Below are 26541 nucleotides of genomic sequence, written 5' to 3'. Positions count from 1 at the left end.
CGGGCGGCTCGCAGGCTCTGCTCAGCCGCGCGTGACGCCGGAGACGTCGTGCAGGTAACCGATGCGGCCGTCGTCGTGACGGACGACGAACGTCTCGCCGCGATCCTCGATCACGAGCGCCCACGCCGTGGGCCCGATCCGGAAGATCGGCGTGCCGTAGTCGTCGACGATCTCGCGCTCCTCGGGAGCCAGCGCCCAAAACGCCTGCGCGTGCGGGTGGTCGTCGTGCGCGGCACGCTGCTCCGCCGTGGGCTCGTCGCCGGCCGGGGCAGCCCAGCGCGAGTGGTCGTCGTGACCGTCCGCGTCGTCACGATCGTCATCGGCGCGCAGCGGCGCGAAGACGTCGGTGTCGTTGGCGTCGGAGTGGGCGGGGAGCACGCTCGTCGCGGGCGCGGGGTCGTGCGCCAGGTCGGTCGAGCCGGTGTAGGTGCCGGGAGTGGGGTCATCCGCGTCGGCGTGGACGCTCGACAAGGCGGCGGCACGCGCGGAGCCCGGGGTCGAGGGCGTGCGGGGCGTCCGCGGGCGCGCGACGACCGGGCGGATGGGTCGCGCGTTGCGATGAGCGGGGATTTCTTCACGGTCGCGGAAGTCGGCGGAGAACGGCGGGATGAAAGGCGCGAAGACCGTGAGGACCACACCCGCCAGCAGCAGGACGGCCTCGACCCAGATGACCCAGGAACGCGTCCAGACGGTGTTCGAGGCGTACACGGCGACGGCGTCCCACACCCACGAGACCCACACGAGGGCGGAGATCGTGAACGCGACCGAGGCGAACTGGTCGATGCCGAGCGATCCGACGCGGCGGATGCCCTGCGGGGAGAGGCGACGGAGTACCACCAGTCCCACGGCGACGGTCGGCAGGGCGATCGCGGGGATCCACCACAGGCCCGAGAGCCAGACGTTCGCCCCGCCGATCAGGACGCTCGAACCGGATTCGAGGATGTTGGTGCGGAAGAACGAGACGAGGAACGCCACGACCCAGATGCCGAGCAGGGCGACCTCGCGGACCGAGAACGGACCGACGCCGTAGTTCGGGCGGGCGTCGCGGCCGTCGACGACGGGACGGCTGCCCGTGTGGGCGTTGGCGTGCGCCGCGGCCGGAAGAGAGGCGCCGCGGGACCCGGCATCGACGGCGCCGGTGTCGTGGGCGAAGGTGTCGTCCGCGTCGGCGGCGCGGTCACCCGTGCCCTGTCGGCGGGCACCGGTGGTTTCGGAGGACGCGCTCTCGTCGGCACGGGAGCCGTCAAGGCGATCGGGGTCGGTGGGCGTGAAGCCGTCGTGGGGGGTCGAATCGGTCACGGTGGTCCTTTCGGAGGGCGGCAAGCGCCCGGTCATCCTAACCAGGGGGTGTCCAGAACGAGCTGGGGTTGAAACGCGCCGCGAGGGCGCGCGGGTCAACCGAGGCAGTTCGGGCCGAGGAGGCCCTTGAGCTCGCCGAACAGGTCGGCGGTCACGCGAACGGGCATCGGCACCTCGAACACCTTGGCGGTGCCGCCTTTGTGCAACTTGAGGACGACCTCGGTCGATCCGGAGTGACGCTGCAGCATCTGCGCGAGCTCGCCGACGAGCGCCTCGTTCGCGCGCTGCTCGGGAACGACGAGGGTGAGTCCGCCCGCGTCGTCGAGGCCCTCGAGATCGGGGGCGAAGGCGCTCTGGGCGTGCAAATTGAGTCCGTCGTCGCGACGCGAGACGCGTCCGCGGACCACGAGGATCGAATCGCCTTGCAGGATCGGCGCGAATTCCGCGTAGGTCTTGCCCATGAACATCACGGTCACCTCGCCGTTGAAGTCCTCGACGGTGACCATGCCGTAGGGGTTTCCGCTCTGCTTCGCGACGCGGTGCTGCACGCTCGTCAGCAGACCGGCGACCGTCACCTGGTCGCCGTCCTGCACGTCTTCGGAGGCGAGCAGGTCGTGGATCGAGGTGGACGCGTGCTTCGCGAGGGGCACCTCGAGACCGGCCAACGGGTGGTCGGACACGTAGAGGCCGAGCATCTCGCGCTCGAACGCCAGCTTGTCCTTCTTGGTCCACTCGGGCCGTTCAGGCACCTTGACGACCTGTTGGGGCTCGTCCCACAGCGAGTCGAAGTCGAAGCCGACCTCGCCGTTCGCCTCGCGCTTCTTGTCGATCACGGCGCCCTCGCAGGCGTCTTCGTGCACCTCGATGAGCGCCCGGCGCGTGGACCCGAGCGAATCGAACGCCCCCGCCTTGATGAGCGACTCGACGGTGCGCTTGTTCGCCGCGTGCGCGGGGACCTTCGCGAGGAAGTCGTGGAACGACGTGTATTTGGCCTCTTGCCGTGACGCCACGATCCCGTCGACGACGTTGGTGCCCACGTTTCGGACGGCACCGAGACCGAACCGGATGTCTTCGCCGACGGCCGCGAAGTACCGGATCGACTCGTTGACGTCGGGCGGGAGCACTTTGATGCCCATGCGGCGGCACTCGTTCAGATAGACCGCCATCTTGTCCTTCGAGTCGCCGACGCTCGTGAGCAGGGCGGCCATGTACTCGGCCGGGTAGTGCGCCTTGAGGTAGGCAGTCCAGTACGACACGAGCCCGTAGGCCGCGGTGTGCGCCTTGTTGAAGGCGTAGTCGGCGAACGACTCGAGCACCTTCCAGAGCGTCTGCTGCGCGACGTCGCCGAACCCGCGCTCGGTCATACCGCCGAAGAAGATCTCTTTCTGCTTGTCGAGCTCGCTCTTCTTCTTCTTACCCATCGCGCGGCGCAAGAGGTCGGCCTGACCGAGGGTGTACCCGGCGACGCGCTGGGCGACCGCCATCACCTGCTCCTGGTAGACGATCAGGCCGTAGGTGGTGTCTAGGATGTCGGCGAGCGGCTCTTCGAGCTCGGGGTGGATCGGCTCGATCTCTTGCTGCTTGTTCTTGCGCAGCGCGTAGTTGATGTGCGAGTTCACGCCCATCGGGCCCGGGCGGTAGAGCGCGAGCACCGCCGAGATGTCCTCGAAGTTGTCGGGCCGCATGAGGCGCAGGAGCGAGCGCATGGGCCCGCCGTCGAGCTGGAACACCCCGAGGGTGTCTCCGCGCGCGAGCAGCTCGTACGACGCCGCGTCGTCGAGGTCGAGGTCTTCGAGCACGAGGGGGTGGCCGCGGTTGGCCTCGATGTTGTCGAGGGCGTCGTTGATGATCGTGAGGTTGCGCAGCCCCAGGAAGTCCATCTTGATCAGACCGAGCGACTCGCACGCCGGGTAGTCGAACTGCGTGACGATCTGGCCGTCCTGCTCGCGGCGCATGATCGGGATGATGTCGATCAGCGGCTCGCTCGACATGATCACGCCGGCCGCATGCACGCCCCACTGGCGTTTGAGGTTCTCAAGGCCCAACGCGGTGTCGAAAACCGTCTTGGCCTCGGCGTCGGTCTCGATGAGGGTGCGGAACTCGCTCGCCTCTTTGTACCGCGGGTGCTCGGGGTTGAACATGCCGTCGAGCGGCATGTCCTTGCCCATCACGGCCGGGGGCATTGCCTTGGTGAGGCGGTCGCCCATGCTGAAGGGGAAGCCCAGCACGCGACCGGCGTCCTTCAGGGCCTGCTTGGCCTTGATCGTGCCGTAGGTCACGATCTGCGCGACGCGCTCGTCGCCGTACTTCTCGGTGACGTACTGGATGACCTCGCCGCGACGACGATCGTCGAAGTCGACGTCGAAGTCGGGCATGGAAACGCGGTCGGGGTTGAGGAACCGCTCGAAGATCAGGCCGTGCTGCAGGGGGTCGAGGTCGGTGATCTTCATCGCGTACGCGACCATCGACCCGGCACCCGAACCACGACCGGGACCCACGCGGATCCCGTTGTCCTTGGCCCAGTTGATGAAGTCGGCGACGACGAGGAAGTAGCCCGGGAATCCCATCTGCAGGATGACGTCGGTCTCGTACTCGGCCTGCTTGCGCACGGCGTCGGGGATGCCCCCGGGGTACCGGTCGTTGAGGCCGTTCTCGACCTCTTTGATCATCCAGCTGCCCTCGGTCTCGCCCTCGGGGACGGGGAACCGCGGCATGTAGTTGGCGGAGGTGTCGAACTCCACGTCGCAGCGCTCGGCGATCAGCAGCGTGTTGTCGCACGCCTCGGGGTGGTCGCGGAACACCTGGCGCATCTCGGCTGGCGACTTGACGTAGTAGCCGTCGCCGTCGAACTTGAAGCGCTTCGGGTCGTCGAGCGTCGAGCCCGACTGCACGCACAACAGGGCGGCATGACTCGTCGCGTCGTGCTGGTGCGTGTAGTGGAGGTCGTTCGTGCCGAGCAACGGGATGCCGAGGTCTTTCGACAGCTTCAGCAGGTCGCCCATGACGCGCCGCTCGATCGACAGACCGTGGTCCATGATCTCGGCGAAGTAGTTGTCTTTGCCGAAGATGTCCTGGAACTCGGCGGCGGCGGCCCGGGCGGCCTCGTACTGCCCGAGGCGCAGGCGCGTCTGCACCTCGCCGGAGGGACACCCGGTCGTCGCGATCAGGCCCGTGCTGTAGGTCTGCAGCAGTTCGCGGTCCATGCGGGGCTTGAAGTAGTAGCCCTCCATGCTCGCCTTGGACGACAGGCGGAAGAGGTTGTGCATGCCCTGCGTGGTCTCGGACAGCAGGGTCATGTGCGTGTACGCGCCCGAACCCGAGACGTCGTCGCTCTGCTGCTCGGGAGTACCCCAGCGGACACGGGTCTTGTCGGAACGGTGGGTTCCGGGGGTGACGTAGGCCTCGATGCCGATGATCGGCTTGATGCCGGCGTCTTTCGCCGTCTTGTAGAACTCGTAGGCCGCGAACGTGTTTCCGTGGTCGGTCACGGCGATGGCCGGCATGCCTTGTTTGACGGCCTCTTGGACCATCGGACCGATGCGGGCCGCGCCATCGAGCATCGAATACTCGCTGTGCACGTGAAGGTGAACGAAGGAGTCAGCTGCCACGGGTCGAGTCTACGTTCGGCCTCCGACATCGACCGCGGAAGTTCGCAGCCCGCGCCCAGTTCGACGCGCCGACCCGGGCGCGTCGCCGGGTGGTGGCATCCCCTCCGCCGATCGTCGCGGAGGGGCGCGCTCAGGCCCCGTCGCCGAGCATCTCGAGGGCGTGCGCCAGATCCGCCGGGTAGGGCGATTCGAACTCGACCCACTCCCCCGTGCCGGGGTGCGTGAACGCCAGGCGATGCGCGTGCAGCCACTGCCGCGTCAGCCCGAGGCGCGCGGACAGGGTCGGGTCCGCGCCGTACAGCGGGTCTCCGGCGCAGGGGTGACGGTGCGCCGCCATGTGCACGCGGATCTGATGGGTGCGGCCGGTCTCGAGGTGGATCTCGAGCAGGGAGGCGCGAGGGAACGCCTCGAGCGTCTCGTAGTGGGTCACCGAGTCCTTGCCGTCCGGGGTCACGGCGAACTTCCACGAGTGGTGCGGATGCCGCCCGATCGGCGCGTCGATGGTGCCTGCGAGCGGGTCCGGGTGCCCCTGCACGACAGCGTGGTAGATCTTGTCGACCTCGCGCTCTTTGAAGGCGCTCTTGAGCAGCGTGTACGCGCGCTCGGTCTTGGCGACCACCATGAGCCCGCTCGTACCCGCGTCGAGGCGGTGCACGACGCCGCGCCGCTCGGCGGGGCCGCTCGTGGCGATGCGGAATCCGGCCGCGGCGAGGGCACCGAGCACGGTCGGACCGTCCCACCCCACAGAGGGGTGCGCGGCGACGCCCGCGGGCTTGTCGACCACGACGATGTCGTCGTCGTCGTGCACGATCCCGAGGTCGGGGACCGCGACCGGCACGATCTCGGGCTCGCGCTTGGGCTCCCATTCGATGTTCAGCCAGGTGCCGGCGCGCAGACGGTCGGAGCGCCCGGCCACCCGACCGTCGACGCTCACCCCGCCCGCGTCGGCGACCTCGGCCGCGAACGTGCGGGAGAACCCGAGCATCTTGGCCAGACCCTGGTCGATGCGCGTCCCGTCGAGCCCGTCGGGGACGGGCAGGCTCCGCGACTCCATGTCAGCGGGCGCCCGGGTCGGCCGGAGCATCGACCGCGCCGTCGGCGGACTCCGCCGCGGCTCGGGACGCCTTGGTCTCGCGCGAACCGTCGAGCTTCAGCCCGAACAGCACGAGGACCGCCACCGAGATCATCATCGTGACGATGAACATGTCGGCGACGTTGTAGATCGCGGGCATCATCCAGGGTGTCGAGATGAAGTCCACGACGTGCCCCACGGGGAAGCCGGGTTCGCGGATCAGGCGGTCGGTGAGGTTGCCCAGCACACCGCCGAGGAGCAGCCCCAGAACGATCGCCCACAGACGCGAACGCACGCGACGCACACCGAGATAGACGATCACGCACGCGACGACCGCGAGGGCGATTGTGAAGACCCACGTGACGCCCTCGCCGAGCGAGAACGCCGCACCGGGGTTACGGACGAGATAGAACTGCAGGAAGTCGCCGATGATCGGGACCACGCGCTCCGAGGGGAGAGCGGCGATCGCGGCGTTCTTCGCAAACTGGTCGGCGGCCAGCACCAGCACCGCGAGAATCGCGATGGTGACGCCGGCCGCCGCCGTACGCAGAGGAGGTCGACTGCGCAAAGAGTCGGCCTACAGACCGATCGCCGACACCGGCGTCGAGCCCGAGGACGTCGCGGTGGTGTCGAGGTCGCGGAGCTGACCCTCGATGTACGAACGCAGCTGCGAGCGGTAGTCGCGCTCGAAGTTGCGCAGCTCGGTGATGCGACCCTCGAGCGTGGTGCGCTCCTTCTCGAGACGGGCGCGCTCTTCGCGGCCCTTCTGCTCGGCCTCGGCGACGATGGATGCCGCCTGAGCCTGCGCCTCGCCGATGAGCTGGTCGCGCTGGGCCTTACCCTCTGCGACGTGCTCGTCGTGCAGACGCTGCGCGAGCTCGATGATGCCGGCGCTCTGGGCGGCGGGCTCGGCGTCGTGCGACGGGGTGGAGGCGACCGGTGCCGGAGCGGGCGTCTCAGCGACGACCGGCTCTTCGACCTTGGGCGCCTCGGCGGGGGCTTCGGCGGCGGCCGGAGCGGCCTCGCCGGACTCGTACGCCGCGAGCTTGGTCTTCAGCTCTTCGTTCTCGGCGATCGTCTTGCGCCACTCGACGACGATCTCGTCGAGGAAGTCGTCGACCTCGTCGGGGTCGAAGCCCTCCTTGAAGCGCACGTGCTGGAACTGCTTGGTGACGACGTCATCGGGGGTCAGTGCCATGGTGTTTCCTCTTTCGAGAGCTCTGATGTCGGAACTGTGGGGGTGTCGCACCGGGGCGTACCGCTTCGGAACAGCATAGCCGCCGCCCTCCACCGGTGTCGAAGATCACGGGCGAAGAAGCGGCGGCGGGGCGTCACACGGCCGCGAGGGACCGCGTCACGCTCAACAGCATGAAGCAGACGAACATCACGATCGCGAATCCGAAATCGATCGCGATCCCCCCGATGCGCAGGGGGGGGATGAAGCGACGGATCAGCTTGATGGGCGGATCCGTCACCGTGTAGACGATCTCTGCCAACACGAGGGTGACGCCGCGAGGGCGCCACTCCCGGTTGAACATCGGGATGTACTCGAGCACGAGGCGCGCGAGCAGCAGCACGATGAAGATGAACAGGACCGCACTGAGGATGGAGCCGACGAGGCTCAGAACGGCCACTGTTACTGGGACGCGAAGGGCGCAGCCTCGGGATCGGCCTGCGCGATCGCACCGTCGCCGGAGACGGCGATGTTCTCGGGCGAGAGCAGGAACACCTTGCTCGTCACCCGCTCGATGCGTCCGTACAGCCCGAGCGAGAGTCCGCTCGCGAAGTCGATCAGGCGACGCGCGTCGGCGTCGCTCATCTGCGACAGGTTGATGATGACCGGGATTCCCTCGCGGAAGTTCTCGGCGATCGTCTGCGCGTCGCGATACTGCTTGGGGTGCACCGTGAGGATCTCACTCACGGGTCCGGCCGCGGGCTGGCGCACCACGGCGGGACGGTGCAGGGGGGTCACCGGCGCGGCCTTCTCGAGGGGAGCAGCAGCTGCGGGCTGCTTGCGCGCGATGGGCTGCGGCGCGGTCTCCTCATAGGTCTCTTCCTCGTCGGCGAGGCCCAGGTACACCATCGTCTTCTTGAGGGGGTTCGACATCGCATCCTCCGTTCGCTCGTCTGGTCCGAGGCTAGTCGCGCGGGGGCCTCGGGCCCGTGATTGCGGAGCCGATCCGCAGGTGTGTCGCGCCCATTGCGATCGCCTCGGGGAAATCGCCGGTCATGCCCGCCGAGATCCACCGCGCGTCGGGGACGACGGAGCGCACCGCATCGGCACAACGGTGCAGTCGCTCGAACGCACGAGCGGGTTCTTCGTCGAGCGGGGCGACGGCCATCACCCCGCGCAGCCGCAGGGTCGACAGGCCCGCCACGTGGGCGGCCAGTTCTTCGACGGCGTCGGGGACGACTCCCCCGCGACCGGGGTCGTCGGTGAGGTTCACCTGCACGAGCACGTCGAGAAGATCGCCCTCGGCGCCGGCGGCGTGCAGCGCGTCCGCGATGCGGGTGCGGTCGACCGAGTGGACGGCATCCGCTCCGGCTCGCACCGCGCGCGCCTTGTTGGTTTGCGCCTGGCCGATGAAGTGCCAGGTCAGATCCGGGATGCCGTCGAGCTCCGCGCGTTTGGCCGTGAGCTCCTGCTGCCGGTTCTCTCCCACGTGCCGGACTCCCAGCGCGTGCAGTTCGGTGACGAGGGATGCCGGGTGGAACTTCGTGACCACGACGCGGGTGATCTCGCCGGGGTCGCGGTTCGCGGCGCGGGCGGCGTCTCGGATGCGCTCGTCGACGGCGGCGAGTCGCTCGGCAAGGGCGGTGTCCATGCTGCTCCTTCGACGACGAGAGCGGGCCCGGTGGACACCGGACCCGCTCGTCGTACCGTTGGTTCTTACTTCAGGAAGTCGGGCACGTCGAGGTCGTCGTCGGCGTAGCCGCCGTCGTACGAGGTCTCGGGCACGCGGGCCGTGACGGGTGCCGGCTCGGGCCGACGCTCGGGAGCGCGCTCGGTCGCCGCCTTCTGCTCCTCGGCCGCGTCGAGGTCGCGGGCGACGTCGTCGGCGGGGATGACGGGCACGACGGGCGCCGAGACCGGGCGCTGGGCGCCGACCGCGTCGATCCGCAACGAGGGCTCTCCCCCGTCGAAACCGGCGGCGATGACGGTGACCCGCACCTCGTCGCCGAGCGTGTCGTCGATGACCGTTCCGAAGATGATGTTGGCCTCGGGGTGCGCGGCCTCTTTCACCAGCTGAGCGGCGTCGTTGATCTCGAAGATGCCGAGGTTCGAGCCGCCCTGGATCGACAGCAGCACGCCGTGCGCGCCCTCGATCGAGGCCTCGAGGAGCGGGGACTCGACGGCGAGCTCGGCGGCCTTGATCGCACGGTCGGCGCCGCGGGACGAGCCGATGCCCATGAGCGCGGAACCGGCCCCCTGCATGACCGACTTGACGTCGGCGAAGTCGAGGTTGATGAGACCGGGGGTCGTGATGAGGTCGGTGATGCCCTGGACACCGGCGAGCAGCACCTGGTCGGCCGTGGCGAACGCCTCGATCATCGAGATGCCGCGGTCGCTGATCTCGAGCAGGCGGTCGTTCGGGACGACGATGAGGGTGTCGACCTCTTCTTTCAGTCGCCCCACACCCGCCTCGGCCTGGCTCTGGCGGCGACGCCCCTCGAACGAGAACGGCTTGGTGACGACACCGATGGTCAGGGCGCCGATCGACTTGGCGATCTTGGCGACGACGGGGGCACCGCCGGTGCCGGTTCCGCCGCCCTCACCCGCGGTGACGAAGACCATGTCGGCGCCGCGGAGCGCCTCTTCGATCTCTTCGGCGTGGTCCTCGGCGGCGCGTCGGCCGACCTCGGGGTCGGCGCCGGCGCCGAGGCCGCGGGTGAGCTCACGACCGACGTCGAGCTTGACGTCGGCGTCGCTCATCAGCAGCGCCTGCGCGTCGGTGTTGATCGCGATGAACTCCACGCCGCGAAGGCCGAGCTCGATCATGCGGTTGACGGCGTTGACGCCGCCCCCGCCCACACCGACGACCTTGATCACGGCGAGGTAGTTCTGGTTGTGGCTCATGCCGGCCTCCGTTTGTCCCCGAACCCGAAACTTTAAACCTCATGTTGAGGGTTAAAGAATTGCCCGGTATGCAATTCCTTAGCTCGAAGGTAGGCGGCGGATCCGACCCCGCCCGCCCGACACGCGGCGTGTTGGAACATCGCCTCGAAGATCAGCGGACGACGCCCGCCTCGGGCGACGTCACGTCGTACTCCTTGGCCTTGTCCGGCGGGCTCTTCTGCATCAGGCGATCGAGCACCACGGCCTTCTCGGCCGAGCGGTCGGCGCTCCCCCACACGACCTTCGACCCCGACGCACCGAGCGTCAGCGTCACATCGTCGGGCGTCGAGGCCGACACGGCCGTGACCTGCGCCCGCACGGCATCCGGCAGGGAACGCACCACGCGCCCGGCCGCGCGGAAGGCCGCCGAATCCGTCCCGCCGACGATGTCGAGCACGGGCTGACCGGCCGGGGCATCGGGCGTCGTCGACAGCGCCACCCCCGCCGCGTCCACCACCGTGAAACCCGCCGCGGACTGCATGGCGCCGATGGGGGTCCGCTCGACGATGCGCACCACGAGGTCATGGGGCGGGCGCGCCTCGAGGGTGTACGACTCCACGAGCGGGAAGCGCACGAGCGCCGCCTTCACGGCGCTGTCGTCGACCATCGCGAGCGGGACGCCGACTTGATCGCCCAGGGCGGCGGACACCGCCGCCGGGTCGAGCTGCGAGGTGCCGACCACGTCGATCTTCTCGACGGCGAAAAGCGGGCTGTACGCCACGCCCGCCGTACCGAGGCCCATGACGAGGAAAGCCGAGATCACACCGATCCAGATGTTCCGACGACGCCGCTGGCGCACCGTGAAGCGGCGCACCTCCGCGGAGAGCGCCCGCCGCCGGGCCCGCGAGGCCCGCCACACATCGCGCAGCCCCGCTCCCCCGGCATCCGGATCCTCCGCGGCGAAGCCGCCGTCGAGCGGACGCTCGCGGGTGTCGACCACGGAGTTCTCGTCGACGGATGCCGTCTGCCGGGGCGTCGAAGCCCGAGCGGCCTTCGCGCGGCGAGCGGACTCCGGCGAGGACGGCAGGGGCGACGGCCGCTCCACGGTCAGACCGCCGCGGCCTCGGTGCGGGACAGCGCCTCGAGCACCTGGGGGATGATCTGGTAGACGTTGCCGCACCCGAGGGTGATGACGTAGTCACCCGGTCGGGCGATCCGAGCCGTGTAATCGGCCGCCGCCTGCCAGTCGGGGACGTAGTGCACGTGGGACGGATCGGCGAACGCGCCGCTGACGAGCTCTCCCGTGACCCCGGGCACCGGGTCTTCACGGGCCCCGTACACGTCGAGCATGACGGTGTGGTCGGCGTGCGACTCGAGCACCTCGGCGAACTCGCGGTACATCTCCTGCGTGCGCGAGTACGTGTGGGGCTGCTGGATCGCGATGATGCGGCCCTCACCCACGACCGTTCGCGCCGCGGACAGCGCCGCGGCGACCTCGGTCGGGTGGTGCGCGTAGTCGTCGTAGACGCTGACGCCCTGCTGCACGCCGTGCAGCTCGAAACGGCGGACCGTGCCGCCGAAGCCCTCGACCGCGCGTGCCGCATCGGACAGCGAGTGCCCGAGCACGCGCAGCACGGCGACCGCGCCGGCGGCGTTGACCGCGTTGTGGGCGCCCGGCACCCGCAGTTGCACGTCGACGCTCTCGCCGTCGGCGGAGAGGGTGAAGGCGACGGGTCCGTCGGTGCGGATGCCGCTGAGGCGGAGATCGGCCGCGTTGTCCTCGCCGAACGTGACGACGTTCGCGTGGGTGATGCGCTCGCGCACGGAACGCGCGCCGGGGTCGTCGGCCGAGATCACGACGGCCTCGCGGGCGGCGTTCGCGAAGCGGGCGAAGGCCGCGTCGAAGGCGTCGCGCGAGCCGTAATGGTCGAGGTGGTCGGGGTCGACGTTGGTGATGAGCGCGACCGAGGTGTCGTAGAGCTCGAACGTGCCGTCGGACTCGTCGGCCTCGATCACGACGAGGTCGTCGGAGCCGGTGCCGCTGGACGCACCGAGGTCGGCGATGACGCCGCCGTTGACGAACGTCGGGTCGACCTCGAGGGCGCGCAGGGCGGTCACGATCATGCCCGTCGAAGTGGTCTTGCCGTGGGCACCCGCGACCGAGACGAGGCGACGACCGCCGATGAGCCAGTGCAGCGCCTGCGAGCGGTGGATCACGTGCAGTCCGCGCTCTTTGGCGGTGACGAACTCGGGGTTCTCGGGCCAGATCGCGCCCGTGTGGACGACGGTGTCGGCGTCGCCGAGGTGGGCGGCGTCGTGCCCGACGTGCACGGTCGCGCCGCGGGCGGCGAGGTCGCGCAGGGCGGCACTGTCGGAACGGTCGGAGCCGGAGACCCGGATACCGCGGTCGAGGAACATGCGGGCGAGTCCGGACATGCCCGATCCCCCCACGCCGATGAAGTGCGCGGAGGTGATGGTCTCGGGGATGGGGAGGCTCAGGTCGGGTCTGATCATGGCGTCTGCGAGTTTACGTCGCCGATCCTGCGCGTCGGCCCCGGCGCGCTGAGCGCGGGGCCCACGGGACCTCGGCGGGCGGACGCGCCGCGGCGGCCCGGCTGTCACCAGAACAGGCCATGTCACGGGAACAGGAGGACATCCTGTCGGACGCCCTGTTCTGGTGGCTTCGCCCCGTTCTCGCGACGACCGGGCCGCGCGTCGGCGGGGCCGGGCCCGGCTCAGCGGGCGAGAGCCTGGTCGACGAGGGCGATCACGTTCTCGGTCCCGGTCCGGATGCCGGTGCGCGCCGCCGCATCGCGCATCGCGGTCCGCCGGCCCTCGTCGGCGAGCAGCGGAACGATCTCGGCGCGGACCCGGTCGGGCGTGAGATCGGCGTCGGCGATGAGCAGCGCGGCCCCCGCGCGGACGGCCGCGGCGGCGTTGAGGCTCTGCTCGCCGTTGCCGACCGCGTAAGGCACGTACACGGCGGGGATGCCGAGGGCGTTGATCTCGCTGACGGTCGCGGCACCCGAGCGCGACACCACGAAGTCGGCGAGGGCGAAGGCGAGATCCATGCGGTCCACGTACCGGACGACGGCATAGCCCTCGACGCCCGGATCGGGCAGGTCGGAGTTCTGTCCCGTCACGTGCAGCAGCTGCCAACCGGCGTCGAGGACGTCGCGCCAGGCCCCGCCGAACGCGGTGTTCAACCGCAGCGCACCGAGCGAGCCCCCGAACACCAGCAGCGTCGGCTTCTGCGCGTCGAGCCCGAAGTGCGCGGCGGCCTCCGCACGCAGAGCGGGAGCGTCGAGCTCGACGATCTCGCGGCGAAGCGGCATCCCGACCTCTCTCGCACCGCGCAGCGGGGTGCCCTCGAAGGCGACGCCGACGCCCGCGGCGCCCCGCGCCCCGAGCACGTTCGCGAGCCCCGGCTTGGCATTGGCCTCGTGCACCACGAAGGGGACGCGCTCGCGGCGGGCGGCGACGTAGGCGGGCGCCGCCGCGTACCCCCCGAAACCGACGACGACGTCGACCCCGCGCGAGCGGATGAGTCGGCGCACGTGCGCGACGGCGCGCAGGAAGCGCACCGGGAACGCCGCGGCGGCCCCGTTGGGGCGGCGTGGGAAGGGAACCTTCGCGACGGTGAGCAGTTCGTACCCGCGCAACGGGACGAGACGCGACTCGAGGCCCTCTCTCGTCCCGAGCACGAGCACGTCGGCTGAGGCGTCGCGGGTGCGCAAACCGTCGGCGACCGCGAGCAGGGGGTTCACATGCCCGGCGGTGCCGCCGCCGGCGAGGAGGTAAGTCGTCACCGTACGACCCTAACCAGGTCGCGCGGGCGATCCCGCCCGGGGCGCGTCAGCCGCGCGGTCGACGGGCGGAGGCCGCAGCCCGCCGCGCCGCCCGCGGAGGCGTCTCGCCCGCCGCGCGACGGTCGGGAAGCGTCCGCGCGCACGACAGCAGCACACCGCACCCGATCAGCACCGACAGCAGCGAGGTTCCGCCTTGCGACATGAACGGCAGCGGCACACCGAGAACCGGGAACACGCGGAGGACGACCGCGACGTTGATCATGGCCTGACCGACGATCCAGATGGTCACGCCGCCCGCGACGATCCGGACGAAGGGGTCGTCGGTGCGGCGGATGATGTGGAAGGCGCCGACCGCGAACAGACCGAAGAGGGCGAGGACGACGATGCAGCCGATCAGCCCCATCTCCTCCCCCACGATCGCGAAGATGTAGTCGTTCGCCGCGGCGGGAAGCCAGTCGTACTTCTCGGCCGAGTTGCCCAGGCCCACACCGAAGATCCCGCCCGCGGCGAGCCCCCAGATGCCGTGCAGCGGCTGGTAGCAGTCGCCGAGGTAGTTGGCGATGCAGTCCTGGTCGAGGAAGCTCATGATGCGGCGCATGCGGTCGGCGCTCGTGATGGCGAACAACGCGATCGCGCCGAGGGCCGCGAGGGCCGGCAGCACGAAGATGCGCAGCTTCACCCCCGAGAAGAACAGCGCCCCGAGCAGGACGAGCACGAGGATCATCGTCGTACCCAGGTCTTTTCCGCCCATGACGGTGGCGACCACGAGGGCGAAGACCGGAACGATCGGGATGAACACGTGTCGCCAATCGCCCAGCAGCGTCTGCTTGCGATAGAGGACGTAGCCCAGCCACAACGCGAGAGCGAGCTTGAGGAACTCGGCCGGCTGCGCCTGGATGCCCGCGATGCTGATCCAGTTGCGGTTACCGTTCGCCGAGATGCCCAGCGGAGTGAACACCAGCAACTGGAACAGCGTCGCCAGGATCAGCGCCGGCCACGCCATGCGCTTCCAGAAGCGCAGCGGAGCACGGCTGAGCACGAACATCAGCGGGATGCCGATGACGGCGAAGACGGCCTGCTTGAGGACGTGGTCGAAGGGGCTCTGCGCTCCGTCGAGCGCCGAGGTGGCCGACAGCACCATGACCAGGCCGAACCCGGTGAGAAGGAGCGCCGCCGAGGTGATGAGCAGGAACTCGCTGGGCACGGGCCGGAAGGCCCTGCCGAGAGAGACGCGGGCCGCGAGGCCGGCGCGCGCGGGCTCGTCGGGGCTCTGCCGCGGACGAGGTGCCGTCGTGGTCACGCGAGTCCCCTCAGTCGTGCGGTCGAGTTTCTCCGTCTCGGCCCGCGATCCACGCCCGCACCGCCTCGGCGAAGCGGTCGCCGCGGTCGGAGTAGGACGAGAACTGATCGAAGGACGCCGCCGCGGGAGCGAGGAGAACGGTGTCTCCCTCCCGGGCCACACCCGCCGCCAGTTCGACGACCTGGGCCATGACGTCTTCAGTCTCAGCGTGGTCGACCTCGAACAGCGGCACCGCCGGGGCGTGTCGCCCGAACGCCGCCACGATCTCGTCACGCTCGGTGCCGATCACGATCGCGGCCCGCACAGACGCGCCCCGAGCGCGCACGAGGTCGCTCAGGTCGACGCCCTTGAGCAGACCGCCGACCACCCACACCGCGCCGGGGTACGCCGCGAGCGACGAGGCCGCCGCGTGCGGGTTCGTCGCCTTCGAGTCGTCGACCCAGGTGACCCCGAGGTGCGCCCCGACGACCTGGATGCGGTGCGGGTCGAGCCGGAAGCGCTCGAGCGTGTCGTGGATGTGCGCGGGCGTGGCCCCGAGCGAGCGCGCGAGGGCGGAGGCCGCGAGGATGTTGGCGACCATGTGGGGAGCCGCGAGGCCGCGCTGGGCGAGGTCCGCCACCGTCGTCAGTTCGAGGGCCGAGGTGGCGCGCTCTTCGAGGAAGGCCCGATCGACGAGGATGCCGTCGACCACACCAAGGTCGCTCGGACCGGGCACCCCCAGATCGAAGCCGATGGCGCGCGCGCCCTCGACGACCTCGGCGTCTTCGACCATCTCGCGGGTCGCGACGTCGGCCTTGTTGTACACGCAGGCCACGCGCGTGCGGGCGTAGACGCCGGCCTTCGCCGCGCGGTACGCGTCCGCGCCGCCGTGCCACTCGAGGTGGTCGTCGGCGAGGTTGAGGCAGACGGCCGCGTGCGGCGAGAGGGCGTCGGGTCCGGACTGCTGATTCAGGTACCAGAGCTGGTGGCTCGAGAGCTCGACGACGAACACGTCGAACCCGCCCGGGTCGCGCACGGCGTCGAGGACGGGGGTGCCGATGTTGCCGACGGGAACGGCCCGCTGACCCGCCGTCATGAGCATCTCGGCGGTCAGACGCGTGGTGGTCGTCTTCCCGTTCGTGCCGGTGATGAGCACCCAGTCGGCGGGGAGCCCGTCCGGACGCACCACCTTGTCGCGCACGCGCCAGGCGAGCTCGACGTCGCCCCACAGCGCGATGCCACGCTCCTGCGTCCACGCGATCACGGGGTGGTGCGGGGGGAAGCCGGGGGATGCCACGACCACCTCGGGCGCGAAGTCCGCCATCTCGGCGGGCACGGTGTCGAGCGGACCCTCGTGCAGGCGCACGCCCAGAACCGGGAGCAGGCGCGAGTACTCGGCATCCGCTCTCTCTGTTACCACGAGCACCTCGGCGCCGAGCTCGGCGAGGGTGTCGGCGACCGAGAAGCCGGTGACCGACAGGCCGAGGACGACGACGCGCAGGCCCTTCCAGTCGGCGTGCCAGCTGGTCAGGGTGGAGAGGTCGGTCATACGCGGGACAGCCATTCGACGTAGAAGAATCCGATGCCCGAGACGGCGAGGAGACCGGCGATGATCCACATGCGCACGACGATGGTGACCTCGGGCCACCCGCGCATCTCGAGGTGGTGGTGCAGGGGGCTCATGAGGAACAGGCGCTTGCCGCGGGTCACCTTGAAGTAGGCCCGCTGAAGGATGACCGATCCCGAGGCGATCACGTAGACGCCGGCGATGAGGATGAGGAGGAGCTCGGTGCGGGTGAAGATCGCGAGGGCGGCGATCACCCCACCGATCGCCATCGACCCGCAGTCGCCCATGAAGACCTTCGCCTTGGGGGCGTTCCACCAGAGGAATCCGACGAGGGCGCCGACGAACGACGCTCCCACGATCGCCAGGTCGAACGGGTCGCGCACGGCGTAGCAGCCGGCTTGCACGGTCGGGTCGAGGACGTCGGCGCAGACCTGCTTGTTCTGCCAGAACGCCATCAGGCTGTAGGCGCCGACGACGAAGATGCCCGAGCCCGCGGCGAGGCCGTCGAGGCCGTCGGCCACGTTGACGGAGTTCGAGGTGGCCGTTCCGATCAGCGAGATCCACGCCAGGTACAGCAGCCACCCGAGGATCGGGCCGAGCGCGAAGAACGACAGCAGCTGGATGTCACGGAACACCGAGACGTACCCCGAGGCGGCGGTCTGCCCGACGGTGTTGGGGAAGTTCAGGGCGACGATGGCGAACGGCACCGCGACGATCACCTGACCGGCGATCTTGCGCCATCCCGACAGCCCCAGGCTGCGCTGCTGGCGGATCTTCATGTAGTCGTCGATGAAGCCGACGACACCGAAACCGAGCATGAGCCAGAGGACGAGGAGGCCCGACACGGTCGGGGGGTTGTTCCCGGCATACGAGCCGATGAAGTACCCGACCATCGTGCCGAGGATGAAGATCGTTCCGCCCATGGTGGGCGTGCCGCGCTTCGCACCGTGCGAGGGGTTGTGCACGTTCTCGGGGGTGCGGATGACCTGCCCCCAGCCCCACTTCCGGAACCAGCGGAGGAAGACCGGGGTGAGGAAAAGGGTGAAGGCGAGCGAGATCGCAGCCGATGTCAGAAGTGATCTCACGCGAACAAGTCTCCCAGACGGTCGCCGAGGTGCCGGAGCCCCGCCGAGTTGGACGACTTCACCAGCACGCGATCACCGTCGCGCAGTTCGGTCGAAAGGTAGTCGTAGGCTGCGTCGGCGTCGGCGAAGAAGACCGCCTCGCCGTCCCACGAGCCCTGGGCGATCGCCTCGAGATACATACGGCGCGCCTCGGGGCCGATCACGACGATGCGCTGGATGCGCAGGCGCACGGCCAGGAGACCGACCCGGTCGTGCTCCTCGTCGGCGTACTCCCCCAGCTCGCTCATCGCACCCAGCACGGCGACGGTGCGCTCGTCGGGGCCGGTGATCTGCGCGAGGGTGCGGAGAGCTGCGGCCATCGAGTCGGGGCTGGCGTTGTACGCGTCGTTGATGATGCGCACGCGATCGGAGCCGAGGGGCTGCATGCGCCAGCGCTCGGCGATCTCGACGGTCTCGAGGCGCGCGATCGCGTCGGCCGCGGGCACGCCGAGGGCGGTGGCGGCGGCCAGGGCCGCGAGGGCGTTCATCACGTGGTGCTCGCCGAGCACCCGCAGGGTGAGGGTGAAGGGTTCTCCGTCGACCAGCAGATCGGCGCGGGTGCCGGATGCCGACACCTCGACGTCGACGGCCCGGACCTCGGCCCGCTCGCCCCGACCGAACCACCGCACGTCCTGCCCGCGCTCGCGCGCGATCGGCTCCATCGCGGCGACGCGGGGGTCGTCGGCGTTGAGCACCGCGAGGCCGCCCTCGCGGGTCGCCTTCACCAGCTCGCTCTTGGCGTGGAACGTCGACTCGATGCCGCCGAAGCCGCCGGCGTGGGCCATGCCCACCATGAGGACGACGCCGATGTCGGGGGTGACGAGCCCGGCGAGGTGGGCGATGGCCCCGGGGGCGCTCGCCCCGAACTCGCTCACCAGGAAGCGGGTGCCCTCGGTGACGCGCAGCATCGTGAGAGGGGCGCCCACCTCGTTGTTGAACGAGGCGCGCGGCGCCACCGTCTCGCCCTCGTCCTCGAGGATGCGGGCGAGGAGGTTCTTGGTGGTCGTCTTGCCGTTGGATCCGGTGATGCCGACGATCTTGAGCTCGCCGGCCTCGCGAACCCGAGCCACCACGTCGCGGGCCAGGTCGCTGAGGGCGGCCACGGCATCCGGAACGACGATCTGGCTCACGGCGTCGTCGAGCTCGCGTTCGACGATCGCGAGGGCGGCTCCCCGCTCGACGGCGGTGTTGACAAAGAGATGACCGTCGGTGGTCTCACCGGGCTTGGCGACGAAGATCCCGCCGGGTTCGATCAGGCGCGAGTCGGTGTCGACGAGGCCCGAGACCCGGGTGTCGGGGGTGTCGTCGCCGCGGACGACGAGGCGCCCGCCGAGCACGTCGGCGAGGTGGGAGAGGCTGAGGGAGATCATTGCTGTGGGACGCCCTTTCCGGTCGCATTCGTTACCGAGACGAGACCGAGACGGGCTCTTTCTCAGCCGAACTTGGGCAGTTCGGGGGTCGTGGTTCCGGAGGGGATCACCCGGTAGGACTTGAGAACCTGGGTGAGGGCCTTCTGGAACGCGGGGGCGGTGGCCGCCGACGATTTTACCGTCCGCGGCTCGTCCAGGTTGACCGCGACCACGTACTGCGGGTCGTCGGCGGGGGCGAAACCGATCATCGTCGTGAAGTACGCGTCGGGCTTGTAGGCGCCCGTGTTCTCGTCGACCTTCTCACCGGTACCGGTCTTGATCGCGATGCGGTAACCCGGGATCGCGATCTTCGAGGCCAGCTCACCCTGCGTGGCGACGTTCTCGAGCATGAGCGAGACCTCCTTCGCCGTGTCGGGCGAGACGACCTGTGTGCCGTCGGTGGGCGGGACGTCGGTGACCGTGCCGTCGGCCGCGGTGCAGCCCTCGACGATCGACAGCGGCTTCTTGAGTCCCCCGTTGGCGATGGTCTGGTACGCGCCCACGAGCTGCGGCACGGTAACCGACAGGCCCTGGCCGAAGGCGGTGTTGTAGAAGGTCTGCTTGTCCCAGTCCTGCACCGGGTGCAGGATGCCGCCGGACTCGCCGGGGAACCCGATCGAGCTGACCGAGCCCATGCCGAACTTCTGCAGGTAGTCGAAGCGCGTCTGGGCGGGGATCATCTCGGCGAACTTCGAGATGCCCACGTTCGAGGAGTCGATGAGCACGCCGGTGGGCGTGTACACGTTCGGGCCGTGCGAGAACGCGTCCGAGACCCGTGCGTCACCGCCGAGGACCTCTCGCCCCGAGGCGGTCACGGTGGTCTGCGGCGTGTACGAGCCGCTGTCGAGGCCGATCGCCGTCGTGAGCGCCTTGAACGTCGACCCGGGCTCGAAGGGGCTCGAGAACGCGCGGCTGCCGCGGTCGTCGGGCGAGGTGGCGGTCGGGTCGTTGGGGTCGACCGTGGGGTACTCGGCGAGGGCGCGGATTTTGCCCGTCTTCGCCTCGACGACCGTGATCGTGCCGCGGAGCGAACCGGTGTTCTGCACCTGCTCCGCGATGAGCTGCTGGAGGTACCACTGCAGGTCGCGGTCGATCGTGAGCTTGAGGGTGCCGCCGTCGACCGCCGGCTGCGTCACGACCTCGGTGCCGGGGAGCACCACGCCGTCGCGGCTCTGCTGGAAGACGACCTTGCCGTTGGTCGAGGCGAGGCAGTCGTTGTCGGCCGACTCGAGGCCCGCGAGGGCCTGCCCGTCGCTGCCGACGAAACCGAGCAGGTTTCCCGCCACCGCGCCGTCGGGATACATCCGGCCGGCTTGCGGCGGGAAGCTGAGGAACGGCAGCCCCAGGGCCACGAGGGCCCGGTACTGCTCGGTCGAGACGCTCTTCGCGATCATGGCGTAGCGCGAGTCGGGGTTGTCGGCCACGGCATCCTGGACGATCTTCTGCACGTCCGCGGCGCTCTGGCCGGTGACGGCGGCGATCCGGGCGGCGAGCTCGGGCCACGCGGTCGTGGTCTCGTTGCCGTCGTCGTCGCGTGTGGTCACGCCCTTGGCCGCGAGCATCGGGTCGATCTGCACGTCGTAGCGGTTGACGCTCGTGGCGAGGGGGACGCCGTTGTCGTCGACGATGGAGCCGCGGGAGGCGTACTCGACGCGGGAGTTCTGCAGGCCCATCGAGAGCGAGTCGTCCACGTGATCGCGGGCGTTGACGACCTGGATGTCGACCAGTCGGACGACGAAGGCGAGGATCACGATCAGAACGACCGCGAGGGCGACGACGGTGCGACGCCGCGGGGACCGGGAGGTTGTCGTCGTCATGGCTCTCATCGTGTCGCGGGAGTCGGCAGACCGTCGCTGATCGGCGGGGGTGTCGCCGATTGGGTGGTGGGGGCGGCGGCCTCGGTCGGTGCGGCCGCTCCGGGCGCCGCGGGTGCGGGGGTCGCCGCGCCGTTCTCGGTGGTGGATGCCGCCGGGTCGGTGACCAGCGGCACGCCCGAGATCAGCGCGTTGCCGACCGAGCCGCGGCCCTTCGCATCGACGGACGAGGCCGCGTCGGCGGGCTTGTCGGAGCCGATGACGGCACCGTCGCTGAGGCGGAGGTAGGTGGGCGACTCGTCGATCACCATGCCCAGGGCTGCGGCGTTCGCCGCGAGGTACTGGGGCGAGCTGAGTCCCGCGCTCTCGTCGGAGAGGATCTGCTTCTGGTAGGTCAGGTCGCGCTGCTGCTGGGTCAGCGACGAGATCTCGAACGAGCTCTGCGTCGTGAGGATGCCGAGGCTCATCTGGACCACGACGATGGTCAGCGCCCCGAGCACGGCGACGACGCCGAAGAGGCGTCGCGGTGCCCGACGACGCGCGGTCGCGGGGACGACGGTGAGTCGACGCTCGCGGACCGGCGTGGGGAAGTCGGGAAGGAAGGCTGCATCGATGGCCTGGGGCGCGCTCATGCGTCCTCCCGGATTCTCTCGGCCGCGCGCAGTCGCACGGGGGTGGCGCGGGGGTTGATCTCGCGCTCTTCGTCGCTCGCGAGCTCGGCCCCTCGGACGAGCAGCGTGAACGTCGGCGCGTGCTCGGGCAGTTCGACGGGCAGGCCGCGGGGTGCGGTCGAGGTCGAAGCGTCGGCGAACACGCGCTTGACCAGTCGGTCCTCCAGCGACTGGTAGGACAGCACGACGATGCGGCCGCCGACTCCCAGCACCTCGAGGGCGGCGGGGATCGTGCGCTCGAGCACCGACAGCTCGGCGTTGACCTCGATGCGCAGGGCCTGGAAGACGCGCTTGGCGGGGTGCCGCTCGCGCAGCACCGCGGCCGGGGTCGCGGCCTGCAGCACGTCGACGAGCTGGCCCGAGCGCTCGAGCGGAGCCTGGGCGCGGGCGGCGATGATGGCGCGGGCGTAGCGGCCCGCGAGCTTCTCCTCGCCGTAGCGCTCGAAGATGCGTCGCAGGTCGCCCTCGCCGTAGGTGGCGAGCACCTCGGCGGCGGTGACGCCGGTGGTCTGGTCCATGCGCATGTCGAGCGGGGCGTCCTGCGCGTAGGCGAAGCCGCGGGCGGCCTCGTCGAGCTGGAGAGACGAGACACCCAGGTCGAACAGGATGCCGTCGACCTTGTCGACACCGGCGGATGCCACGGCCTCGGCGATGCCGTCGTAGACGGTGTGCACGAGGGTCACGCGGTCGCCGAAGCGTTTCAGCCGCTCCCCCGCGATGCGCAGAGCGTCGGTGTCGCGATCGAGGCCGATGAGCCGGGCCTGCGGGAACCGCTCGAGGAACGCCTCGGAGTGCCCGCCCATGCCGAGCGTGCCGTCGACGAAGACGGAGCCCGGCTTCTGCAGGGCGGGTCCGAGCAGCTCGACGCAGCGCTCGAGCAGGACCGGAGTGTGGATGTCGCGGATATCCATGATGTGTCGGGCCGAACCTTCGAACTCTGATCCCCATCCGCTTCGACCTGGCGCCGGGGAAGTGCGTCAGGGCGAGCGGCTGGGCATCACAGCCGAAGGGTCAGAAGAGTCCCGGGATCACCTCCTGCTCCATCTCGGCGTACGTCTCTTCGTTGCTCTCCGCGTAGGAGTTCCAGGCCTCGGCGTCCCAGATCTCGGCGTGCGCGCCGACGCCGGTGACGACGAGTTCGCGCCCGAGTCCGGCGTAGGTGCGCAGGGCGGGCGGGACGGTGATGCGGTTCTGACTGTCGGGCTTCTCGGCGCTCGCCCCCGAGAGGAACATGCGCAGGAAGTCGCGGGCCTGCTTGTTGCTGAGCGGGGCCTCGCGGATCCGCTCGTGAACGCGTTCGAACTCCTCGGTGCTGAACACGTAGAGGCAGCGGTCCTGCCCGCGCGTGATCACCACTCCGGCGCCGAGATCGTCACGGAACTTCGCCGGCAGGATGACCCGACCCTTGTCGTCGAGCTTGGGTGTGTGCGTTCCGAGCAGCATTCGGGCGTCCACCCCCTTCGTCCGGCCTGCGAAGTTTCCCCCACTTTACTCCACCACCCTCCACTTCGCTATCTAAAGCAGGACTCTTCTGCGGAGAACCGCGGCCGTGTACAGTGGTCGACCACCCCGGCGCAGCACCGCACTTTCCGCGTCTTTCCGCGGCGCGACGGCACCTCGCACTCCCCGCGGACGCCCCGGTGGAGCAAAAGGGAGGGATTCGAGCCCGGATGCCGACTCCTCACCCCCTCCACTTCGTCACTCACCCGTCGACAAGGGCGCCGGGCGCACGAAAAAGCACCGGCTCCGAAGAGCCGGTGCTGAGGTGGTACGAGGGCGAAGCTTAGGAACCGTCGTGGCGGCGGTCCCAGCGCTCGTTCATGCGGTCCATGAACGAGGAGCCGGAGGCGCGAGCCGGTCGCGGCTTGGCGGCGGCGGGCGCGGTCGGAGCGGCACCCCGCGTCGGGGTGACGGCGAAGATCACGCCGCCGACCATGAGGAGGAAGCCGAGCACGCCGACCGCGATGCCGACGAAACCGGTGTTGAAGCCGATCGACACGCCCGCGACGAGGGCGCCGAGACCGGCGAGCACCAGGATCGAGCCGAGGACGATGTTGCGGTAGCTGAGGGCACGACTGGGGGCGGACACCACATCCGTGTCGTTGCTCATGAGATGGCGCTCCATCTCATCCAGTAGACGCTGCTCCTGCTCTGACAGTGGCATGCATCCCCCTCTGTTGTTCGTTGCGGACGATTCTACGCGCGGCGTGGATCACTAGGCTAGGCCCGTGCCGACCTCCCCGGAACCGATCGAAGCTGTTTCCCAGCGACTCGACAAGTTCCTCTCCGAACAGCTATCGTACGCCTCCGCGCTCGGCCCCGAGGCCGAGTCCCTCACCCGCGCGGGGGCCTCCGCCCTCCGCGGTGGCAAGCGCCTGCGGGCGCGCTTCTGCCTCGCGGGGTGGCGGGCCGTGGACGCCCTCGACGCGCCGCCCGCCGCGGCGTTCGACGAGGCCGCCCTGGCCGTGGCCACCTCGCTCGAGATCTTCCACGCGGCGGCCCTCGTCCACGACGACCTCGTCGACAACAGCGACACGCGCCGGGGCCAGCCCGCCGCGCACCGCGCTCTGCAGAAGGCCCATCAGGATGCCGAGTGGGCGGGTGACTCCGACGCGTTCGGTCGCTCGGGCGCGATCCTGCTCGGCGACCTCCTGGTGGCGTGGAGCGACGACCTCCTCGAAGAAGGCCTCGAGGGCCACCCCTCCGCCGCCGCCACGCGCCGGGCCTACTCCCGCATGCGCCGCGACGTGACGATCGGTCAGTTCCTCGACGTCGCGGAGGAGTCCGCGTACACCGTCTACTCGGATGACACCCACGCCGAGCGGGCGCTGCGGATCGCCTCGTACAAGTCGGCGCGCTACAGCATCCAGCAGCCCCTGCAGATCGGTGCGGCGCTGGCCGGTGCCGACGACGAGCAGCTCGACGCCCTCGGGCGGTTCGGTCACGACGTCGGCATGGCCTTCCAACTGCGCGACGACGTGCTGGGCGTCTTCGGCGACAGCGCCGTCACGGGAAAACCCGTCGGCGACGACCTGCGCGAGGGCAAGCGCACCGTCCTGGTGGCCTACGCCCGCGAGATGCTCGAGTCCGCGGAGCGCGACCGCTTCGATGCCCTCCTGGGCGACCCCGCTCTCGACGCGGAACAGATCGCGGCCCTGCAGCAGACGATCGTCGACACCCGCGCCCTCGAGCGCACCGAGACCCTGATCGCCGAGTACGCCGAGCGCGCCGATGCGGCCCTCGCCGACGCGCACGTCGACACCGGAGCGCTCACCGATCTGCGCACTCTCGCACGCGCTGCCACGGAGCGCACGGCCTGAGGCCGGGCGGCCTCAGGCGAGGGTCGCGGCGACCCGTCGGACCTCGCTCTTGCGCCCGGCGAGGAGCGCCTCGATGGGCGCGAGACCGATGGTCTCCTCGGGCGTGAGCAGCCAGTCGATGGTCTCGTCGGGGTCGAACCCCGCGTCGTGCAGGACGATGATCGTGCCGCGCAGCGACGGCAGCGGGCGCCCGTCGACGAGGAAGACCGCCGGCACCTTGAACACGCCGTCGCGGCGCGAGCCGACGAGGTAGTGCTCGTCGAAGAGGCGGCGCACGCGCCCGAGCGACTCGTCGAGCATCTCGACCAGGTCGGGAATGGTCAGCCACGCGGTCTCGTAACGGGAAGTCTCACTCACCCCTTCATCCTCTCACTGCCGTCGCCTCGGCCCGTCCCCGATCGTCGTCTTCACTCGAGTCACACCTGTCACAGGGGTCACTTTCGTTGACATCCGCCCCGAGGCATGCCACCGTGTCGGGCAGTCGGAAGAACGGAATCCCCCCACCATGAGACGACTCACGCTGTCCCCCCTGCCCTCGCGCCGTCGCACCGCAGTCATCTGGCCCGCCGCCGTGGCGGGCACGATCGCCCTGACCCTCACCGCCGAGCACGCCGCGCACGCCGCACCCCCGGAACCCGCGCTCACCTCTCTCCCGCCCGCTCCCCGCAGTCTCGGAATGCCGGTGCTCGCCGCCGTCACCGTGCCCACCACGTACACGGTCAAGGCGGGAGACACGGTGTGGGGCATCGCCCGCGCGCACGGTCTCGACACCGCCGCGGTCCTCGCGGCCAACGGCTTGGCATCCGATGCCGTCATCCGCCCCGGACAAGTCCTCGCCCTCACGTCCGCGGCCGCGCCCGCTCCCCCGGCTCCCGCGGCCCCCGAGGCCGCGCCCCGCACGCACGAGGTGCGTCCCGGCGACACCGTCTCGGCGATCGCCCGCGCCAACGGCGTCTCGCTCGACGCCGTGCTGAGCGCGAACGGGCTCACGCGCGCCTCGATCATCTACCCCGGCGACGTCCTGCGCATCCCGGCGGACTCCCCCGCCCCCGCCGCCGTCGCCCCGGCGACCGCCCCGGGCCTCGACGCCGAGCAGTCCGACAACGCGCGCATGATCATCCGCGTCGGACGCGAACTGGGCGTCTCGGATCGCGGCATCCTGATCGCCCTCGGCACCGCGATGCAGGAGTCGTGGCTGCGCAACCTCGACGGGGGTGACCGCGATTCGCTGGGCCTCTTCCAGCAGCGGCCCAGTACCGGGTGGGGCACTCCGGAGCAGATCCTCGACCGCGAACGCTCGACGCGCGTGTTCTACGGCGGCGCGGCCGACCCCAACGGCACCGCCACCCGCGGACTTCTCGACATCCCCGGCTGGGACCAGCTCCCCTACGCCGATGCCGCCCAGGCCGTGCAGATCTCGGCCTACCCCGACCGATACGCCCAGTGGGAGCAGCCGGCCACCACGTGGCTCGCCGTTCTGGGGTGAGGTGAGGGTGAGCCGCTCCCCGGGCT

The 26541-nt window shown here is 70.1% G+C and carries 24 protein-coding genes; 2 read left to right on the top strand and 22 right to left on the bottom strand.

Annotation, left to right across the window (positions count from 1 at the left end; genetic code table 11):
* Positions 1-21: 21 nt before the first annotated feature.
* From OVA26_RS08360 to OVA26_RS08260, 21 genes are all read right to left on the bottom strand, one after another.
* Positions 22-1299, bottom strand: a complete 1278-nt coding sequence (locus OVA26_RS08360; protein ID WP_268103780.1) for a hypothetical protein — start codon at positions 1297-1299, stop codon at positions 22-24.
* Between the two features lie 95 nt (positions 1300-1394).
* Positions 1395-4859, bottom strand: a complete 3465-nt coding sequence (gene dnaE, locus OVA26_RS08355) for a DNA polymerase III subunit alpha (protein ID WP_442786070.1) — start codon at positions 4857-4859, stop codon at positions 1395-1397.
* Between the two features lie 178 nt (positions 4860-5037).
* A complete protein-coding gene (locus OVA26_RS08350; RefSeq protein WP_268104906.1) occupies positions 5038-5961 on the bottom strand; it encodes an RluA family pseudouridine synthase in 924 nt (307 codons plus the stop codon).
* 1 nt (position 5962) lies between these two features.
* Positions 5963-6547 (bottom strand): signal peptidase II, encoded by a 585-nt coding sequence (gene lspA / locus OVA26_RS08345; RefSeq protein ID WP_268103778.1) that lies wholly within the window; start codon positions 6545-6547, stop codon positions 5963-5965.
* A gap of 9 nt (positions 6548-6556) precedes the next feature.
* A complete protein-coding gene (locus tag OVA26_RS08340) occupies positions 6557-7177 on the bottom strand; it encodes a DivIVA domain-containing protein (RefSeq protein WP_056227760.1) in 621 nt (206 codons plus the stop codon).
* A gap of 133 nt (positions 7178-7310) precedes the next feature.
* Positions 7311-7613: a YggT family protein gene (locus OVA26_RS08335; protein WP_056227755.1), complete on the bottom strand. Its 303-nt coding sequence runs from the start codon at positions 7611-7613 to the stop codon at positions 7311-7313.
* Positions 7614-7615: 2 nt separating this feature from the next.
* A complete protein-coding gene (locus tag OVA26_RS08330) occupies positions 7616-8086 on the bottom strand; it encodes a cell division protein SepF (RefSeq protein WP_115920529.1) in 471 nt (156 codons plus the stop codon).
* A gap of 31 nt (positions 8087-8117) precedes the next feature.
* Entirely contained in the window at positions 8118-8804 is a 687-nt protein-coding gene (locus OVA26_RS08325) for a YggS family pyridoxal phosphate-dependent enzyme (protein ID WP_268103777.1), read from the bottom strand.
* A gap of 65 nt (positions 8805-8869) precedes the next feature.
* The gene (ftsZ, locus tag OVA26_RS08320; protein WP_268103776.1) at positions 8870-10057 is read right to left on the bottom strand and encodes a cell division protein FtsZ; all 1188 of its coding nucleotides are present in this window, start codon (positions 10055-10057) and stop codon (positions 8870-8872) included.
* 151 nt (positions 10058-10208) lie between these two features.
* Positions 10209-11036 carry an FtsQ-type POTRA domain-containing protein gene (locus OVA26_RS08315; protein WP_268103775.1) on the bottom strand — a complete coding sequence of 276 codons (828 nt, stop codon included), beginning with the start codon at positions 11034-11036 and terminating at the stop codon, positions 10209-10211.
* A 107-nt stretch (positions 11037-11143) separates the two neighbouring features.
* A complete protein-coding gene (gene murC / locus OVA26_RS08310; protein ID WP_268103774.1) occupies positions 11144-12550 on the bottom strand; it encodes a UDP-N-acetylmuramate--L-alanine ligase in 1407 nt (468 codons plus the stop codon).
* Between the two features lie 221 nt (positions 12551-12771).
* Positions 12772-13845 carry a UDP-N-acetylglucosamine--N-acetylmuramyl-(pentapeptide) pyrophosphoryl-undecaprenol N-acetylglucosamine transferase gene (locus OVA26_RS08305; protein ID WP_268103773.1) on the bottom strand — a complete coding sequence of 358 codons (1074 nt, stop codon included), beginning with the start codon at positions 13843-13845 and terminating at the stop codon, positions 12772-12774.
* A 46-nt stretch (positions 13846-13891) separates the two neighbouring features.
* The gene (gene ftsW / locus OVA26_RS08300) at positions 13892-15145 is read right to left on the bottom strand and encodes a putative lipid II flippase FtsW (protein ID WP_056227735.1); all 1254 of its coding nucleotides are present in this window, start codon (positions 15143-15145) and stop codon (positions 13892-13894) included.
* Between the two features lie 10 nt (positions 15146-15155).
* Positions 15156-16673 carry a UDP-N-acetylmuramoyl-L-alanine--D-glutamate ligase gene (murD, locus tag OVA26_RS08295; RefSeq protein ID WP_268103772.1) on the bottom strand — a complete coding sequence of 506 codons (1518 nt, stop codon included), beginning with the start codon at positions 16671-16673 and terminating at the stop codon, positions 15156-15158.
* Complete coding sequence (mraY, locus tag OVA26_RS08290) at positions 16670-17776, bottom strand: phospho-N-acetylmuramoyl-pentapeptide-transferase (protein WP_056227729.1); 1107 nt, start codon at positions 17774-17776, stop codon at positions 16670-16672. The genes murD and mraY overlap by 4 nt, the downstream gene beginning before the upstream one ends.
* Positions 17773-19185 carry a UDP-N-acetylmuramoyl-tripeptide--D-alanyl-D-alanine ligase gene (locus OVA26_RS08285; protein WP_268103771.1) on the bottom strand — a complete coding sequence of 471 codons (1413 nt, stop codon included), beginning with the start codon at positions 19183-19185 and terminating at the stop codon, positions 17773-17775. The genes mraY and OVA26_RS08285 overlap by 4 nt, the downstream gene beginning before the upstream one ends.
* Before the next feature lie 62 nt (positions 19186-19247).
* Positions 19248-21041 (bottom strand): peptidoglycan D,D-transpeptidase FtsI family protein, encoded by a 1794-nt coding sequence (locus OVA26_RS08280; RefSeq protein WP_268103770.1) that lies wholly within the window; start codon positions 21039-21041, stop codon positions 19248-19250.
* A gap of 5 nt (positions 21042-21046) precedes the next feature.
* Complete coding sequence (locus OVA26_RS08275; protein WP_268103769.1) at positions 21047-21670, bottom strand: hypothetical protein; 624 nt, start codon at positions 21668-21670, stop codon at positions 21047-21049.
* The gene (gene rsmH / locus OVA26_RS08270; RefSeq protein WP_268103768.1) at positions 21667-22620 is read right to left on the bottom strand and encodes a 16S rRNA (cytosine(1402)-N(4))-methyltransferase RsmH; all 954 of its coding nucleotides are present in this window, start codon (positions 22618-22620) and stop codon (positions 21667-21669) included. The genes OVA26_RS08275 and rsmH overlap by 4 nt, the downstream gene beginning before the upstream one ends.
* Before the next feature lie 100 nt (positions 22621-22720).
* Positions 22721-23152, bottom strand: coding sequence for a division/cell wall cluster transcriptional repressor MraZ (mraZ, locus tag OVA26_RS08265; RefSeq protein ID WP_056227713.1), 432 nt, complete (start codon positions 23150-23152; stop codon positions 22721-22723).
* 340 nt (positions 23153-23492) lie between these two features.
* Positions 23493-23873: a DUF3040 domain-containing protein gene (locus tag OVA26_RS08260; protein ID WP_268103767.1), complete on the bottom strand. Its 381-nt coding sequence runs from the start codon at positions 23871-23873 to the stop codon at positions 23493-23495.
* A gap of 64 nt (positions 23874-23937) precedes the next feature.
* On the opposite strand from OVA26_RS08260, the gene OVA26_RS08255 reads away from it, so the two are divergent.
* On the top strand, positions 23938-25029 hold the full coding sequence (locus OVA26_RS08255) for a polyprenyl synthetase family protein (RefSeq protein ID WP_268103766.1): 1092 nt from the start codon (positions 23938-23940) through the stop codon (positions 25027-25029).
* A 12-nt stretch (positions 25030-25041) separates the two neighbouring features.
* Here OVA26_RS08255 and OVA26_RS08250 read toward each other — a convergent pair whose 3' ends face one another.
* A complete protein-coding gene (locus OVA26_RS08250) occupies positions 25042-25386 on the bottom strand; it encodes an Rv2175c family DNA-binding protein (RefSeq protein ID WP_326493361.1) in 345 nt (114 codons plus the stop codon).
* A 148-nt stretch (positions 25387-25534) separates the two neighbouring features.
* Here OVA26_RS08250 and OVA26_RS08245 point away from each other — a divergent pair, with 148 nt between their 5' ends.
* On the top strand, positions 25535-26515 hold the full coding sequence (locus OVA26_RS08245; protein ID WP_268103765.1) for a LysM peptidoglycan-binding domain-containing protein: 981 nt from the start codon (positions 25535-25537) through the stop codon (positions 26513-26515).
* Positions 26516-26541: the final 26 nt, after the last annotated feature.

The organism is Microbacterium sp. SL62, assembly GCF_026672635.1.
Taxonomy (GTDB): domain Bacteria; phylum Actinomycetota; class Actinomycetes; order Actinomycetales; family Microbacteriaceae; genus Microbacterium; species Microbacterium testaceum_A.
The sequence above is the reverse complement of the archived record's forward strand: the minus strand, read 5'-3'. Positions and strand labels throughout refer to the sequence as shown.

Bases quoted from the DNA above. Each gene is read 5' to 3' on its own strand.
- OVA26_RS08245 (WP_268103765.1), top strand. From the start codon at position 25,535: ATGAGACGACTCACGCTGTCCCCCCTGCCCTCGCGCCGTCGCACCGCA.
- OVA26_RS08275 (WP_268103769.1), bottom strand. From the start codon at position 21,670: ATGAGCGCGCCCCAGGCCATCGATGCAGCCTTCCTTCCCGACTTCCCC.
- murC (WP_268103774.1), bottom strand. From the start codon at position 12,550: ATGATCAGACCCGACCTGAGCCTCCCCATCCCCGAGACCATCACCTCC.
- OVA26_RS08340 (WP_056227760.1), bottom strand. From the start codon at position 7,177: ATGGCACTGACCCCCGATGACGTCGTCACCAAGCAGTTCCAGCACGTG.
- murD (WP_268103772.1), bottom strand. From the start codon at position 16,673: ATGACCGACCTCTCCACCCTGACCAGCTGGCACGCCGACTGGAAGGGC.
- OVA26_RS08325 (WP_268103777.1), bottom strand. From the start codon at position 8,804: ATGGACACCGCCCTTGCCGAGCGACTCGCCGCCGTCGACGAGCGCATC.
- OVA26_RS08260 (WP_268103767.1), bottom strand. From the start codon at position 23,873: ATGCCACTGTCAGAGCAGGAGCAGCGTCTACTGGATGAGATGGAGCGC.
- OVA26_RS08330 (WP_115920529.1), bottom strand. From the start codon at position 8,086: ATGTCGAACCCCCTCAAGAAGACGATGGTGTACCTGGGCCTCGCCGAC.
- dnaE (WP_442786070.1), bottom strand. From the start codon at position 4,859: ATGCTCGATGGCGCGGCCCGCATCGGTCCGATGGTCCAAGAGGCCGTC.
- OVA26_RS08285 (WP_268103771.1), bottom strand. From the start codon at position 19,185: ATGATCTCCCTCAGCCTCTCCCACCTCGCCGACGTGCTCGGCGGGCGC.
- OVA26_RS08280 (WP_268103770.1), bottom strand. From the start codon at position 21,041: ATGACGACGACAACCTCCCGGTCCCCGCGGCGTCGCACCGTCGTCGCC.
- ftsZ (WP_268103776.1), bottom strand. From the start codon at position 10,057: ATGAGCCACAACCAGAACTACCTCGCCGTGATCAAGGTCGTCGGTGTG.
- mraZ (WP_056227713.1), bottom strand. From the start codon at position 23,152: ATGCTGCTCGGAACGCACACACCCAAGCTCGACGACAAGGGTCGGGTC.
- OVA26_RS08350 (WP_268104906.1), bottom strand. From the start codon at position 5,961: ATGGAGTCGCGGAGCCTGCCCGTCCCCGACGGGCTCGACGGGACGCGC.
- rsmH (WP_268103768.1), bottom strand. From the start codon at position 22,620: ATGGATATCCGCGACATCCACACTCCGGTCCTGCTCGAGCGCTGCGTC.